Raw genomic sequence first — 14,282 nt, forward strand, 5'->3', positions numbered from 1 at the left:
TAAGCGTAAGTGAGTTGAAACACGCGGTGGCAGTCACGGCAGCGAAATCTGTCATAGCCTTTAGGGTTCTGACCATGGCGGTAAACCTGAACAGACTGACAACGGGGACAATGAACGTTAACGCTGGCCATAAGAGAACCTCAAAAGCCCGCATTATACATCAGATTCAACCAATTAGAGGCATCACCGATTCATTTACGGTTTATTCCTAAAGCAGGAAACTTTTTGCTGTACTACGCTTATAAAGCTGAATAAAGCGGATACCGTAAAAGAGGATATTATGAAAAAAACAGTGATGACACTTTCTGCCCTTCTGCTGGCTGCGCCGGTTTTTGCTGCCACCACACATGCCACTGATGATACCGTTGCCGCCGCACATGAGGGCGCAAACACCGCGAAGGAAAAGTTACATCAGGCGCAGGATAAAGGAAGTGAACTGAAACTTAAATCCAAACATGCCCTTGAAGGTAAAAGCGACAGTACCGGCAGTAAACTGAGCGAAGGATCGCAGAAAGCCTGGCACAAAACCAAACAGGGTACTGAGAAAGGTTGGGATGCAACCAAAGAAGGTGCTGAGAAAGGCTGGAACAAAACCAAAGAAGGCGCGCAAACACTGAAGAAGAAAGTCAGCGAATAACCGCTGACAGAAGGTAAAAGGCCGCTGCGGCGGCCTTTTTCATTCAGCGGATCGCTGAAACCGCCTGGGCGCTCATGTCTTCTGAAAGCAAAAAACAACCGGCTAAAGGCCGGCAAGCCAGCACCGAAAAGCGAACAGGATTTACTTCCACCGCCGGCGGTTTATAATCAGCGTAACCTGATAGTTCTCCCCGTGTTTAAACATGGCGTGAGCAATCAGCCTGTTTTATACCATCATTATTTTGCGTTTCAGGAGGGAATCTGAACATTCTGACTCAGGCATTTTGCCTCAGCACCGCTCTGTGGTGCGTATCCTGCGCCGATCATGGGGAAAATTCTGGTCAGCCAGCATCCGGCTGGCGGCAAAACCGGCAATTAATCCCTGCTCCGTCAGCATATGACGGTTATTATCATTCTCCGGAATACCGTCACTGGATACATCAACAGCTACGCGAGCAGCGTTTGCGTAATCGGGGCAGCATTGATAACAGCACCGATTCAGGAACCGGCTTTGGCCAGCGACCTGATATCGCCGGCTGGTAAACTGCAGAGGCAGCATTATATCACCGGCACCACCTGCAACTTGTCCCCGGCACGCCATAGGGCAAATGCCCCGCTGTATACTCGTCCCTGGGTGGCACCACTGATGGTCACAACCGACGGATCCACGACCTGAATTGCCACATCATAGCCGCGGCCAATCACATAGGGAAAATTGAAATCGTTGACGCATTTACCCGGCACAGCAGCCAGATACTTGCCTTTTTGCCACGGGTACTGCCGCATCATAAAACGGTTCACGTTGCCGCGTTCACTGATGTAAATACTGAACAACTTTTCTCCGCTGTGCAGATGCGGCAGGGTGATACACACTTTATTGCCAACGATTTTAGCGTAGGTTCGGTAAACTTCGGACTGGCCGGGCTGCTGCCGGGCGCAGCCTGTCAGCTGTAATCCTGCCAGTACCAGCGCCATGATCGCTGTTTTACGCAGCGCCCACGCCGCAGAAGTTTTGTTTTTCATTTCATTGCATCCCACTGGAAACCGTTATTTTTCATCAGCATCCTGCCACTGACAATCATCCTGGTCTGTTTTCTCACCGCCTGAAACAGGCAATTATTATGCTAATGATTTCTTTGCATTTTATATAAAACTGGTTACGAAATCGCGCCCATCGCTGTTGCTGGCGCCAGCTGACAGCATTTCATCGACAAAATGCTTAAAAATAAAGATCTTTCACCAATTGCCAGAATGCATGCAGCGATATATTTTACACCAGAGGCGAAAAAGCAGAAATAAACACCACTTTAATCGCCATAACTGCCGTTATATACCGATTAAAGCTGCAAGGTGTGGTTTATGATCTCCCCGTTTACTCTGCGTCACGCTATGGCCGATATTGTCGCAATGGTGGTTTATTGCTTTATTACCGGCATGATAACTGAGATCTTTATCAGTGGGATGCGTATTGACCAGTCGCTTTCTTCCCGTCTGTGCGCTATCCCAATCAACATACTGATTGCCTGGCCATACGGCTTATGGCGTGACCGGCTCCTATTTAAAGCCCGCCAGATTAGCCCGGCAGTCTGGCTGCGATCGCTGGCTGATGTTATTGCCTACGTCAGCTTTCAGTCGCCGGTGTATGCATTGATTCTGCTCAGCATAGGTGCCAGCAGGCAACAAATTATTGCAGCAGTCAGCGCTAATATTCTTACCTCCATGCTGACCGGCGGCATTTATGGCTATTTTCTCGATTTTTGTCGTCGTCTGTTTGGCATCCGCCAGATTAAGGTCGTCTGAAGCCGATCTTTTCCGTTTCGTTCCACCGCGGATAAATCCGGTCTTCAGCCGGCGTCGCGTCGGCGGTGCCTTTCTGTACAAAACCGGCAGCAGCAGAGTGCGTACCGGTCTGTTCCCGCTGATTCCATAGCGACACAATAATATTTGTGAGATTAATCACATAAAAAATAAAAATAAGTGAAACAAATTTTCACAAGTGTGAGTAACATCTATTTCCTCAGACCAGGCGGCAGGCACACTGCCGCTGCGTTTCACGAGGTGAAAATCGGGCTTTCATCGCCTGATTTAACCGGTTAAGGGAGCGGTTCTGTCGTTCGGGACGCGACGTCAGACCTATTAAGCATGTGGTAATTAAATGAAATATAAAATAATGATGGCGGCAGGCCTGATGGCCGCATCCTGGGGAGCAATGGCGGAAAATAGCCCGACCTACCTTTCCGACTGGTGGCACCAGAGTGTGAACGTGGTTGGCAGTTATCACACCCGTTTCGGGCCTCAGCTTAACAATGATGTTTACCTTGAATATGAAGCTTTTGCCCACCGTGACTGGTTTGATTTTTGCGGTTATGTCGATGTACCGAAGTTTTTCGGCACCGGTAACGGCAATGATAAAGGCATCTGGGATAATGGCTCCCCGATGTTTATGGAAATTGAACCGCGTTTCTCACTCGATAAACTGACCGGCACCCGGCTGGCATTTGGCCCCTTCAAAGAGTGGTACTTTGCCAATAACTATATTTATGACATGGGTGATAAGCGCAGCAGTCGCCAGAATACCTGGTATATGGGTCTTGGTACCGATATTGATACCCACAGCGATGTTGGCCTGTCACTGAACCTGTACGCAAAGTACCAGTGGGAAAACTATGATGCAGCCAATGAAAACCGCTGGGATGGCTACCGATTCAAAATTAAATATATGGTGCCAATCAGCGATCTGTGGGGAGGACATCTCAGTTATATCGGCTTTACCAATTTTGACTGGGGTTCTAAGCTTGGCGACAGCGCAAACCGTACCAGCAACGCCATTGCTTCCAGCCACATTCTGTCTTTAGGTTATGATCACTGGCATTATTCACTGGTTGCCCGTTATTTTCACAATGGCGGCCAATGGGATAATGGCGCAAATCTGAATTTTGGCAACGGCCCCTTTGAAGTCAAATCAACCGGTTTTGGCTATTATCTTGTCATCGGGTATAATTTCTGACAAATATTTCCGCTGATTTTCAGAGCGTGACCTTGGTCACGCTCTGTTTATTTCTGTAAATGTCGATCCTAATCGTTCTGCTACCGCTATACTAAAAAAGCAGCAATACGTCTGCCTTTAAAGGAATTTTTATGTCTGCCCAATTGACAGACCTCAATATCAAGCTTCGTCCACTGGAGCGTGAGGATCTGACATTTGTTCATCAGTTAGACAATAACGCCAACGTGATGCGTTACTGGTTTGAAGAACCTTATGAAGCCTTTGTCGAACTGTCCGATCTTTATGACAAACATATTCATGACCAGAGTGAGCGCCGTTTTGTGCTGGAACATGATGACGAAAAAGCCGGACTGGTAGAACTGGTCGACATCAATCACATTCATCGCCGTGCAGAATTTCAGATAATTATTGCTCCGGATCATCAGGGAAAAGGGCTGGCCAGCCGCGGAGTTAAACTGGCGATGGATTATGCCTTCTCGGTGCTCAATCTCTATAAGCTTTATCTGATCGTTGATAAAGAAAACGCCAAGGCTATACATATATACAGTAAACTTGGTTTTGAAGTGGAAGGAGAACTCCGGCACGAGTTCTTTATTAACGGTGAATACCGTAACACCATCCGCATGTGTATTTTTCAAAACCAGTATATGGAAAAACTCAAGCCGGCGCCCGTCAATACCATTTTAAAACCGACTGCACAGTAAAAAGGTGCCGGATGCACCGCCTGCCGCCACCCCGGCAGCCCTGCCGGGGTGCGGGCTAGCCGCGTGCCCCAACCGGACTAAGGCTGGATTGTAGCAATGCAGGTTCAATAGTGTACATTCCACCGTAAAAAGGATCGACCAGCAACCAACCGGGAATGCCCCCCAGCGGAATATTACCCAGTACATACCATAAATTGACGCGTTCGTTGAGCGGCAGAGTCTGCGGCACATAGCCTGGACGCTCCAGCATCACCTGATACGTTTTTTTACCGAAATAACTGCCGTCAGATTTGACCAGCAGCACCGTTTCTGGCGTCACCCCCCGGGCGACAATCCGTCCAGCCTCATCCTGAACCACAAAATGGGCGCCCGGTGGTTGCGTATTAATAGTCACATTCTGCGATCCATTGCCTGCAATGGTTGCGCAGCCGCTCAAAAAAACCAGCGGCCCTAAAGCTAGTCTTAGCGCTTTCATTATGTCATCCGTTGTCATTCCTTTCGCTGATTATAAGCGCTTAAGCGGTCGGCGCGCACTGAATTTATCTGTCCGGCAAGCCGCACAATGCGAACACATAAACCGTACAGATAAAATGAATCAATGCAAGTTCAGCGCATAAGGTAAACATCAATTAGCATCAGGCCCGGTTAACCAACCCACTGTCATTTTTTATCGCATTAAGATGCAATAAAGCCTTTCACCGCACCATGCCACCCCTCTTCATAGCGCAATATCGTTAATTTATCTTAATAATTAATACGAATAAATACTTTCCGCGATCATTGTATTATGTGGCATAGTTAAAATCTATTAATCATTGATTACCGATCGATAAAAACCACTTTATTTTAATAGTTAATCATTCTATCTTTATAAAATAAAATTTATAGTCTGGATATTGTAATAGTCATTCGCTATATTTAACGAATAACAGGCATTCCTGAACAACAAAACAATAATATTTTATTTATAAGCAAGCTAATCAATAAAATCACAATCTCTGTATGACACGTAAGATACATGAGGTTAGTTTATAATGAATACATTTGCCAGATCATTATTTTCAATGCGTTATATCACAGATTATGAATATGTGACAATCACGCCAAATAAATACATCAAATGCTATGATGCCATTCACTGACACCTGTGCAAGCCTGTGCTTTTAATGTAGTAAATGATGAGAAATCCTCTCTGAAACTGCCATTATTACATTTATCTTTAGCATTACTGATAAAACAGCGCCGACATCGGGAAAATCTCAAAAAAATATTTATATCCAATTGAAAAATAAATATTTTACATGAAGATAATTTAATATCCTCCAAAAGAGATTCATAAAAAGAGCAGGATAGAAAAAATCGCTTACGCGGGAAGTTAGTTACTCCCCAGGCGAATATTGCGTTTTTTTCACCATTTACGCGCTTACTTGTCAACACCAGCTCAATCCGTCCTGTGTAAAATTCATTATTACAGAACGACAGCAGGATCGATAAATGCTGAAAGAAGTCAACATAAATAGCTATACAGACACTACCAGTTCAATGAAGAAAAAGAATGATGATAGATACACTCTATAAAATTACATCGATAAACTCAGGCTAATGAGTTAGGCGTCATTATAGAAAAATACAGATTATTCCTAATTTAAGTCACATTTGTGAATACTAATCATATGGCAACATGTTTAATTAACACGTTGCTAACAATATTTAATTTTTTATTAAACAACTCATAGGAAAAAATAGATGAATAGCATAGATAATGAATTTGAAAATATGATGAATCGTTATAAAGGCGATGGGGCTTATTTGCACGATGGCAGTAAAGTTATGATTGATGCAGCATCGGGAACCTTTAATTTGCCGTTTGGTTATACTCATGAACGTCTTGCCAATAAACTAAAACAACAAATTGATCGCTGTGTTCATCTGAGCTCCGCCTACACCAGACCTATTGCCAATCATATTCTCAGTCAGCTTACACCTTATTTGCCAGAAGGGATAAATCGCATTTGGCTCAGGGATGTATCTGGTTCTGGGGCCGTCGAAGGCGCCATCCGTATGGCACAGAAATATACTGGACGTTCCGGTGTGATCTCGTTGTTTATGTCACACCATGGCCAGTCTCTGGCCACGGCCAGGATCTCCGGTAATGCGTTTCGCCTGCAGCACTTTACCGCCAACATTGACGGCTCTTTCAAAATCCCGGTACCAACCAGCGAGCTTGCCGGAACCCGTAACCGCACCAGTGCCAGCCGTTTTGCTGAGCTGGAGGATTTCATAAGTTATGCCTCCAGCGGCAATATCGCCTGCCTGATTATCGAACCAATTTTGGGCAATGGCGGAAATATCGTCCTACCCGTTGAATTCTATCGCCAGGTACGTGAGATCTGCAGCAAATATAATATTGTGGTAATCGCAGATGAAGTACAAACCGGCTTTGGTCGCACTGGCACCTTTTTTGCTAGCACAGGCTACGCTAAGGCACTGCAACCCGACATTATCGTTTTTGCTAAGGGTGCCGGCGGAATTGGCATTCCAACCGGTGGCATTCTGATGAAACAGCAGCTGGATGTACTGGAAGCCTATGAACATTCAAGTACTTCCGGCGCCAATCCGCTGTCACTGGTCGCCCTCCATGAAACTATTGCCATTATTGAAGATGAAAGACTACTCGAAAACGTGCAGCACAATGAGGGTTATTTACGTAACGCACTACTGACGCTGCAAGACACTCATGCCATGGTGAGCAACGTACGGGGATTAGGTTATATGTTTGGTTTTGATGTCCCGGATCCAGAGATTGCCGCGTTGGCGATTAGCATTGCAGCAGAACAAGGATTAATTATTCGTGGTTCACGTTATGGCAAGGGAAAAGCGATTAAAGTCCGTCCACCTCTGACCTGTCAACGCCATCACATCGATGAAATTATCAGCAAGCTGGATCGTACCTTCTCTCTGCTTGAACACCGAATTAACACGTTGCAGGAGACAGCATAATGAAAGCACTTAAATTTACCGACGTCTGGTGCGTCCGCCCCAGCGAAGTCCCTGCTCTTGAATGTATTGATGCAGATGATGTGATAGTGAATATTGAAGTTTGCGGTCTATGTGGTACCGATGTCGGGATCATTACCGGTGATTATCCGGTTGCGGTTGCGGGTACCACGCTGGGACATGAATCCACCGGCACGGTTCATAAAGTAGGTTCAGCCGTGAAGCGTTTTAAGGCCGGCGATCGGGTGGTGATTAATCCGACCTACGCCTGTGGCGAGTGTCGTCTTTGCCAGACAGGTAATCCTAACCATTGCGAGCGCAAACATGGGACCGAAGCCGGTGTTTCCTATGATGGAACTTTTGCTGACCAGTATCGTGCCAAAGAGCGTTCCCTGATTCTGCTGGATGAGCATGTCAGCTTTGAGGAGGGCGCCCTGACCGAACCCCTAAGCTGTACGCTGACGGGTGTCGAAAAACTGAATATCAGTCATACCAACATTCGCGCCTGCGTCATCGGCGCGGGTCCGATGGGAATGCTCTATTTATGGAGTCTGTCTCTCGCTGGTGTTAACGCGTTTTTGGTGGAAAAAAATCCGCACCGTTATCGTTTTGCTATGGATGTTTTGCCTGAAGGGACGCATCTTTACAACGACTTTCACCAGGCCATGCGCGCAGAATACGGCAGTGATGATGAGAAGCTGGATGTATGTATTGATACCACAGGTTATCTTTCCGAAGTTGTGTTTGCCCGCCTGGCTCCCGGCGGAAAGCTGCTCAACGTCGCGCTAAAAGACTATTCCGCCACGCTGGATATCATGAAAATTGCCGATAAAAGTCTGTCGGTTATAGGGTCTATCGATTCGCTTAACAACAGTTTTGCCCGTGCCTACAACCTGATTCGTGATGGACAGATTCCAGTCGCCAGGTTAATCAGCCACTGTTTTGGTTTTGATGACTACCAGCAAGCTTTTGCCACTGTAGGTTGTGATATCGCAGGGAAAAAGCAGCACGCAATCAGCGAACCAAACTGCAAAGTACTGCTGCGCATACCGGCTCAGAAAAAGGAGTGTGCCGCATGAAACCCTGGTCTGTCATTTTTGATATCGACGGTGTTATTGTCGACAGTGAACAGTTGCACTTTGAGGTGCTCAAAAACCTGCAACCTGAGGCAACCTATGGCATTACGCCAGAGGAACTCATCGGTTTAAGCCTGGAAGAAACTTTATTACATATTGGCATCGGCAGCGCACAACATGCCGAAATTACCCGCCAGATCATTGATGCCTACAAGGCAGAACTTGGCGCACGCTATCTGCGCCCTGGTATCAGTGCACTGATCCAGCATCTGGTAAGCAACCAAATTTCCTTTGGCTTTGTCTCCACTGCACCACGGGATATCTGTCTGGCCAATATTGCCACCCTCGGGTTAACGCAGACCTATCCGTTAATCAGTGGTGATGATATGGAACGTACCAAACCTTATCCTGATCCCTACCTGGCAATGTTACAGCGCCTTGGCGCATCGCCAGAACAAACGCTGGTGATTGAAGATACCGATATCGGCATTCAGTCGGCCATCAGCGCGGGTATCAGGCAGGTTTACGCCTGGCCACACGCGCTGTCAGGAATGGAGCACTATACCAGAGCCTATCAGGTAATCCGCAATCTGAATGAAATCGATATCCTGGAAGACCTGCTGGTCTGCAGGGTGAGTTAACGATGCTGAGCCGGCAAAGCGTATGCCGGCTCTATCACAACCAGGAAAAATTGATAAAGTGGTTGAAAATGACACCCTCTTCTCCCTGCCGCGTTCAGTTAGTGCGACACGGGTTGCTTTTTTTATTGCCGGTTTCAGTCTGGCCACCTGGGCTCCGATGATACCGCTCGCCAGGCTTCGTTTGATGGCGGATAACGGTACCATGGGGCTGGTTTTACTGGCATTTGGCATTGGTTCATTTCTGATGATGCCGCTGTCCGGCGCCCTCGCTTCACGTTATGGTTGCCGACGGGTATTTAATTTTGCGACGCTGGTTATGTTGCTAATGCTACCCGCTCTGGCAACACTGAATAGCCCGCTGACGCTGGCTCTGGCGCTATTTGTATTTGGTGCCGGTATTGGCGCAATGGACGTCGTGGTTAATATTCAGGCAGTGCTGGTTGAAAAAATGGCAGGACAACCGATCATGTCTGGTTTTCATGCTTTATTTAGCATTGGCGGTATTGCCGGCTCGGGTATAGTCAGCCTGTTATTGATTTGCCATCTGACGCCACTTGCTAGCGTAAGCCTGGTGATCATTCTGGTGCTGGGGCTACTGATGTTTTGCTTCGGCGGGTTACTGAATGAATCAGCTGCGGACGCCTCCCCCCTTTTCGTCATGCCCAGAGGCATTGTCATTCTGCTTGGTACACTGTGTTTTATTGCTTATATCATGGAAGGTTCGATGCTCGACTGGAGCGGAATTCTGCTCACCAGTCAGCACGTCATCGCCAGCAATCATGCGGGCTTCGGTTATATTGTATTCGCCTGTGCCATGACGACTGGCCGTTTAACCGGCGATGCGATTATCAAATCCTTCGGCCGTTTTCGGGTATTTCTGGTCAGTGCCCTTATCGCCGCGATAGGTTTTTTGGTGGTGGTCAGCTGGGCCAATATTTTCAGTATGACTATCGGATTTTTTCTCATCGGTGCAGGTCTTTCAAATATCGTTCCGATACTTTTCACTGCAGCGGGACGCCAGAATACCATGCCAGGTTCATTAGCCGTTGCGGCGATTTCCAGTATGGGTTACTCAGGTATTTTGCTCGGTCCCGCTTTAATTGGCGGTCTGGCTCATCTTTACGGGCTGCCTGGGGCATTTTTCATGGTGTGTTTGTTGTCTTTAAGCCTGCCACTGTCGAGCCATCTGATAAGGAAGGCATAAACATGATCTAACGAAATCATGCCCATCGCGCTGCGGCGGCGAGTTTATCCGGCCACGCAGCCTTCATTCAGGCTGCATCATATCGCGTTTGCGTCACTGCCAGGCGACGCTGATTGCCCCCGGCCGGCAAGCGCTCAATCAAACACAGATTTCAGATAGCGTTCCAACGCCTGGCGCGAGCTAAAACCGTGCGGAATACCGTAATGATCGTGACTGTCGTCGGCTAAATAGAGCGGAAATTGTGTGTAATGTTCGCAGGTTTTAATTTCAGATGCAGGTTCGGCAAAACTGAGGCTTTTCTCTTTCAGAGCCGGATGAATAACCAGCGCCGTGCGTCCCATGCGCGCTTCACGATTGACATAAACATACTGTTCACCACGTCGGTAACCGTATGTTTTTTGTGTCACGATATCCATTTCAAATCCCACCTTTTCCAATACGCGTGCTACTTCGTCCGGTCTTAAATACATGCTCAATCCTCAATGCCAGGTTCTTCAAAATCGCTGTAAGCCTATAACAGTGCCGGACCTGAGGGCTTTCGGATTAGTCCATAAACCGTGCTTAACACCGCTGGTTACGCAGAATCGCAGCAGTGATGTTCTATAGTTAGACAGACCTGCCAGACATAATGGAGAGCAAAATGTTTAAGCGAACAACCCAAAACGAAGGCATTGATAGCCACCAGGACGTCAGTGCGCTGACGGAGAGTCTGGATGCGTTACTGAGATCTTATGATAACCGTGGCGCAGAGGAGATCGATGCGGCACGGGCACGTGCCAGCAAACTACTGCGTCAGACGCGCGCACGCTTGAACGGCAATAGCCGGGTTACACAGGCAGCAAAGGATGCGGGCGAACAGGTCGCCAGCTACGTGCATAACAAACCCTGGCACGGAATTGGTATAGGCACCGCATTCGGTATATTTATTGGCGCTTTACTGGTCAGTAGCACCGGGCGCAATTAATCGTCAAAAAAGCCAGAGAGTTAACCGTGTAAAAATCCCCGCCGTCGCGGGGATTTTTTTATTTCCGTCTATAAATCCTTCGCCAGCGACCCCAGCCAGTAATATATGCATACCACTACATATTGCGTGGTTGCAATCATTAAGAACTACATCTAGTATCTATTTCAGACAGACCACGCTATATGTTGATAATCAAGGCGGCCCGATTGTGTCCCGAATCACATGCAGGCCAGAGCTTTGCTGCGAGAAGGAAATACGAATCATGCGCATTATTATTTACACCAAAACCAACTGTGTCCAGTGCAACGCCACTAAAAATGCAATGGACAGCAAGGGCCTGCCGTACGAATTAATCCATCTCGATAATAATCCGCAAGCAGTGGAATCCTTGCGACGTCTCGGTTATCGCCAGGCGCCGGTGGTGATGGCGGATGAAGAACACTGGAGTGGATTTCGACCTGACAAAATTGCCGCACTCCAGGCGCAGCTGGCGCTTGCAGGATAATCTCATGCATCCGCTGGTCTATTTTTCCAGTCAGTCCGGTAATACCCAGCGCTTTATTGAAAGGCTGGGATTACCAGCACAACGCATTCCGCTAGCGGCAGATCGGCAGCTACAGGTCGATCATCCTTTTATTCTGGTGGTACCCAGCTATGGCGGTGGCAGTGCCAAAGGTGCGGTGCCTAAACAGGTGATTCAGTTTCTCAACGATGTGCAAAATCGCGCGCGACTTCGTGGGGTAATCGCCGCCGGTAATCGTAATTTTGGCGCCGCATTTGGCCTTGCCGGTGACATTATTTCGCACAAGTGCCAGGTGCCCTGGCTTTATCGTTTTGAGCTGATGGGCAGCGAAACCGACCTCGTTAATATTGACCGGGGAGTGAAACTATTTTGGCAACGACAATCCATACGCTAAACCGCAGCGTGACCGATAGCGGCGATTATCATGCACTTAACGCATTACTTAACCTGTATGATGACCAGGGTAATATTCAGTTTGAAAAAGATCGCGCGGCTATTCGCCACTATTTTCTGCAACATGTCATTCCAAACAGCGTCACCTTTAGCAGTATTGCTGAACGTCTGCAATATCTGGTCGATGAAGGGTATTACGAGGCTTCGGTACTCAACGCCTATGACTTCAGCTTTGTCTGTCAGCTATTCCAGCAGGCGTATGATTACGATTTTCGCTTTCAGACCTTTCTGGGTGCTTGGAAATTTTATACCAGCTACACCCTGAAGACCTTTGACGGTAAACGTTACCTGGAAACCTTTGCCGATCGGGTTTGTATGGTTGCACTAACTCTGGCACAGGGTGATAACGATTTTGCTACTTCCCTGATGGAAGAAATGCTCAGCGGCCGTTTCCAGCCAGCAACACCGACCTTCCTTAATTGCGGCAAACAGCAACGTGGCGAACTGGTATCCTGTTTTCTGCTGCGTATAGAAGACAATATGGAATCCATCGGTCGTTCGGTCAATTCCGCCCTGCAACTGTCCAAGCGCGGTGGCGGGGTGGCATTTCTGTTGTCGAATCTGCGTGAAGCCGGTGCCCCGATAAAACGCATTGAAAACCAATCTTCCGGGGTTATTCCGGTAATGAAAATGCTGGAAGACGCCTTCTCTTATGCCAATCAGCTGGGGGCACGTCAGGGTGCCGGCGCGGTATATCTGCATGCACATCATCCCGATATTCTGCGCTTTCTTGATACTAAACGGGAGAATGCGGATGAGAAAATCCGCATTAAAACCCTGTCACTGGGTGTGGTTATCCCTGATATTACCTTCCAGCTGGCAAAAGATAATCAGCAGATGGCGTTATTTTCACCCTATGATGTCGAACGCCTGTACGGTAAAGCATTCGCCGATATCAGCATAAGTGAACATTACCATCAGCTGCTGGCCGATCAGCGGGTAAAACGGCACTATATTAATGCCCGCGATTTCTTTCAGACGCTGGCAGAAATTCAGTTCGAGTCCGGTTATCCCTACATCATGTTTGAAGATAATGTGAACCGTGCTAACCCGATAGCCGGACGCATAAACATGAGTAACCTCTGCTCGGAAATCCTTCAGGTCAATACGCCCAGCGAATTTAATGAAGATCTGGGCTATCGCCGGATCGGTAAAGATATCTCCTGTAATCTGGGGTCGCTGAACATTGCACGGGCAATGGACTCAACCGATTTCGCCCGTACGATTGAAGTGGCGGTACGTGGATTAAGTGCCGTTTCCGATATGAGTAACATCAGTTCCGTGCCTTCGGTGGCGGAAGGTAACGCAAAGTCGCATGCGATCGGCCTTGGCCAGATGAACCTGCATGGTTTTCTGGCGCGCGAGGGCATTGCTTATGGTTCACCGGCCGCGCTGGAATTTACCAACCTCTATTTTTGCGCCGTCACCTATTATGCTCTGCGCACCTCTCAGCGTATTGCCCGTGAGCGCAAAGAGCGCTTTGCCGGTTTCAGCCAGTCACGCTACGCCAGCGGTACCTATTTTGATCGCTACATTGAACAACGCTGGGTTGCGCAAACCGAAGAGGTGAAAGCGTTGTTTGAACGTTTTCATTTTCATATACCCAGCCGCGAAGAGTGGCAGAAGTTACGTGATGATGTGATGCGCGATGGACTTTATAACCAGAATTTACAGGCGATTCCGCCAACTGGCTCTATCTCTTATATCAATCACGCCACCTCAAGTATTCATCCGATCGTCTCACGCATTGAGATACGTAAAGAAGGCAAGACCGGGCGTGTTTACTACCCGGCGCCTTACATGACTAACGAAAATTTAGCGCTCTATCAGGATGCCTATGAGATCGGCCCGCAGGCAATTATTGACACTTATGCCGAAGCCTCACGCCATGTTGATCAGGGACTATCGCTTACCCTGTTTTTCCGTGATACCGCCACTACACGCGATATCAATAAGGCACAGATTTACGCCTGGAAAAAAGGCATCAAAACCCTTTACTACATCCGCCTGCGCCAGATGGCGCTGGAAGGAACTGAAGTAGAAGGCTGTGTGTCCTGCGCGTTATAAATCCGGAGTG

At 47.8% G+C, this 14,282-nt stretch carries 16 protein-coding genes; 12 read left to right on the plus strand and 4 right to left on the minus strand.

The annotated features are described in order from the left end of the window. A partial coding sequence (locus BL249_RS17090; protein ID WP_342633895.1) for an IS1 family transposase occupies nucleotides 1–131 on the minus strand: 131 nt, incomplete at its 3' end. Nucleotides 132–280: 149 nt separating this feature from the next. Between BL249_RS17090 and BL249_RS17095 the strand changes: the two genes are divergently transcribed. Then, nucleotides 281–637 carry a hypothetical protein gene (locus BL249_RS17095; protein WP_099706786.1) on the plus strand — a complete coding sequence of 119 codons (357 nt, stop codon included), beginning with the start codon at nucleotides 281–283 and terminating at the stop codon, nucleotides 635–637. A gap of 557 nt (nucleotides 638–1,194) precedes the next feature. Here the strand turns inward: BL249_RS17095 and BL249_RS17105 are convergent. Continuing rightward, complete coding sequence (locus tag BL249_RS17105; RefSeq protein ID WP_099716809.1) at nucleotides 1,195–1,659, minus strand: putative T6SS immunity periplasmic lipoprotein; 465 nt, start codon at nucleotides 1,657–1,659, stop codon at nucleotides 1,195–1,197. A gap of 336 nt (nucleotides 1,660–1,995) precedes the next feature. Between BL249_RS17105 and BL249_RS17110 the strand changes: the two genes are divergently transcribed. The 3 genes from BL249_RS17110 to speG all read left to right on the plus strand — a co-directional run bounded on the left by BL249_RS17110 (nucleotide 1,996) and on the right by speG (nucleotide 4,347). Next, nucleotides 1,996–2,436 carry an L-alanine exporter AlaE gene (locus BL249_RS17110; protein WP_099706783.1) on the plus strand — a complete coding sequence of 147 codons (441 nt, stop codon included), beginning with the start codon at nucleotides 1,996–1,998 and terminating at the stop codon, nucleotides 2,434–2,436. A gap of 355 nt (nucleotides 2,437–2,791) precedes the next feature. Further along, complete coding sequence (locus tag BL249_RS17115) at nucleotides 2,792–3,643, plus strand: nucleoside-specific channel-forming protein Tsx (protein ID WP_099706782.1); 852 nt, start codon at nucleotides 2,792–2,794, stop codon at nucleotides 3,641–3,643. Nucleotides 3,644–3,774: 131 nt separating this feature from the next. After that, nucleotides 3,775–4,347 (plus strand): spermidine N1-acetyltransferase, encoded by a 573-nt coding sequence (gene speG, locus BL249_RS17120; RefSeq protein ID WP_168174298.1) that lies wholly within the window; start codon nucleotides 3,775–3,777, stop codon nucleotides 4,345–4,347. Nucleotides 4,348–4,402: 55 nt separating this feature from the next. On the opposite strand, the gene BL249_RS17125 is transcribed toward speG, so the two are convergent. Continuing rightward, a complete protein-coding gene (locus tag BL249_RS17125; protein WP_099706781.1) occupies nucleotides 4,403–4,822 on the minus strand; it encodes a hypothetical protein in 420 nt (139 codons plus the stop codon). 1,271 nt (nucleotides 4,823–6,093) lie between these two features. Between BL249_RS17125 and BL249_RS17130 the strand changes: the two genes are divergently transcribed. Genes BL249_RS17130 through BL249_RS17145 form a run of 4 tightly spaced genes read left to right on the plus strand, consistent with a single transcriptional unit; the run spans nucleotide 6,094 to nucleotide 10,265 of the window. Next, entirely contained in the window at nucleotides 6,094–7,347 is a 1,254-nt protein-coding gene (locus tag BL249_RS17130; RefSeq protein ID WP_099706780.1) for a class-III pyridoxal-phosphate-dependent aminotransferase, read from the plus strand. Beyond that, nucleotides 7,347–8,423: a zinc-dependent alcohol dehydrogenase gene (locus tag BL249_RS17135; RefSeq protein WP_099706779.1), complete on the plus strand. Its 1,077-nt coding sequence runs from the start codon at nucleotides 7,347–7,349 to the stop codon at nucleotides 8,421–8,423. Before BL249_RS17130 ends, BL249_RS17135 begins: the two co-directional genes overlap by 1 nt. After that, a complete protein-coding gene (locus tag BL249_RS17140; protein ID WP_099706778.1) occupies nucleotides 8,420–9,061 on the plus strand; it encodes an HAD family hydrolase in 642 nt (213 codons plus the stop codon). Before BL249_RS17135 ends, BL249_RS17140 begins: the two co-directional genes overlap by 4 nt. Before the next feature lie 22 nt (nucleotides 9,062–9,083). Next, the gene (locus BL249_RS17145; RefSeq protein WP_241898917.1) at nucleotides 9,084–10,265 is read left to right on the plus strand and encodes an MFS transporter; all 1,182 of its coding nucleotides are present in this window, start codon (nucleotides 9,084–9,086) and stop codon (nucleotides 10,263–10,265) included. Between the two features lie 134 nt (nucleotides 10,266–10,399). On the opposite strand, the gene BL249_RS17150 is transcribed toward BL249_RS17145, so the two are convergent. Further along, nucleotides 10,400–10,735, minus strand: a complete 336-nt coding sequence (locus BL249_RS17150) for a DUF2002 family protein (protein WP_099706777.1) — start codon at nucleotides 10,733–10,735, stop codon at nucleotides 10,400–10,402. A 170-nt stretch (nucleotides 10,736–10,905) separates the two neighbouring features. Here BL249_RS17150 and BL249_RS17155 point away from each other — a divergent pair, with 170 nt between their 5' ends. The 4 genes from BL249_RS17155 (at nucleotide 10,906) to nrdE (ending at nucleotide 14,272) form a co-directional block, all read left to right on the plus strand. Next, nucleotides 10,906–11,229 carry a DUF883 family protein gene (locus BL249_RS17155; RefSeq protein WP_099706776.1) on the plus strand — a complete coding sequence of 108 codons (324 nt, stop codon included), beginning with the start codon at nucleotides 10,906–10,908 and terminating at the stop codon, nucleotides 11,227–11,229. A gap of 262 nt (nucleotides 11,230–11,491) precedes the next feature. Further along, a complete protein-coding gene (gene nrdH / locus BL249_RS17160) occupies nucleotides 11,492–11,734 on the plus strand; it encodes a glutaredoxin-like protein NrdH (protein WP_099706775.1) in 243 nt (80 codons plus the stop codon). A gap of 4 nt (nucleotides 11,735–11,738) precedes the next feature. After that, the gene (gene nrdI, locus BL249_RS17165) at nucleotides 11,739–12,146 is read left to right on the plus strand and encodes a class Ib ribonucleoside-diphosphate reductase assembly flavoprotein NrdI (protein WP_099706774.1); all 408 of its coding nucleotides are present in this window, start codon (nucleotides 11,739–11,741) and stop codon (nucleotides 12,144–12,146) included. Beyond that, a complete protein-coding gene (gene nrdE, locus BL249_RS17170; RefSeq protein ID WP_168174299.1) occupies nucleotides 12,134–14,272 on the plus strand; it encodes a class 1b ribonucleoside-diphosphate reductase subunit alpha in 2,139 nt (712 codons plus the stop codon). The genes nrdI and nrdE overlap by 13 nt, the downstream gene beginning before the upstream one ends. Nucleotides 14,273–14,282 lie beyond the last annotated feature (10 nt).

The organism is Erwinia sp. OLFS4 (genome assembly GCF_002752165.1).
Classification (GTDB): domain Bacteria; phylum Pseudomonadota; class Gammaproteobacteria; order Enterobacterales; family Enterobacteriaceae; genus Izhakiella.

Coding starts and splice junctions, on each gene's coding strand:
- BL249_RS17150 (WP_099706777.1), bottom strand. CDS start 10,735: ATGTATTTAAGACCGGACGAAGTAGCACGCGTATTGGAAAAGGTGGGA.
- speG (WP_168174298.1), top strand. CDS start 3,775: ATGTCTGCCCAATTGACAGACCTCAATATCAAGCTTCGTCCACTGGAG.
- BL249_RS17130 (WP_099706780.1), top strand. CDS start 6,094: ATGAATAGCATAGATAATGAATTTGAAAATATGATGAATCGTTATAAA.
- nrdI (WP_099706774.1), top strand. CDS start 11,739: ATGCATCCGCTGGTCTATTTTTCCAGTCAGTCCGGTAATACCCAGCGC.
- BL249_RS17115 (WP_099706782.1), top strand. CDS start 2,792: ATGAAATATAAAATAATGATGGCGGCAGGCCTGATGGCCGCATCCTGG.
- BL249_RS17155 (WP_099706776.1), top strand. CDS start 10,906: ATGTTTAAGCGAACAACCCAAAACGAAGGCATTGATAGCCACCAGGAC.
- BL249_RS17125 (WP_099706781.1), bottom strand. CDS start 4,822: ATGAAAGCGCTAAGACTAGCTTTAGGGCCGCTGGTTTTTTTGAGCGGC.
- BL249_RS17140 (WP_099706778.1), top strand. CDS start 8,420: ATGAAACCCTGGTCTGTCATTTTTGATATCGACGGTGTTATTGTCGAC.
- nrdH (WP_099706775.1), top strand. CDS start 11,492: ATGCGCATTATTATTTACACCAAAACCAACTGTGTCCAGTGCAACGCC.
- BL249_RS17105 (WP_099716809.1), bottom strand. CDS start 1,659: ATGAAAAACAAAACTTCTGCGGCGTGGGCGCTGCGTAAAACAGCGATC.
- BL249_RS17145 (WP_241898917.1), top strand. CDS start 9,084: ATGCCGGCTCTATCACAACCAGGAAAAATTGATAAAGTGGTTGAAAAT.
- BL249_RS17135 (WP_099706779.1), top strand. CDS start 7,347: ATGAAAGCACTTAAATTTACCGACGTCTGGTGCGTCCGCCCCAGCGAA.
- BL249_RS17110 (WP_099706783.1), top strand. CDS start 1,996: ATGATCTCCCCGTTTACTCTGCGTCACGCTATGGCCGATATTGTCGCA.
- BL249_RS17095 (WP_099706786.1), top strand. CDS start 281: ATGAAAAAAACAGTGATGACACTTTCTGCCCTTCTGCTGGCTGCGCCG.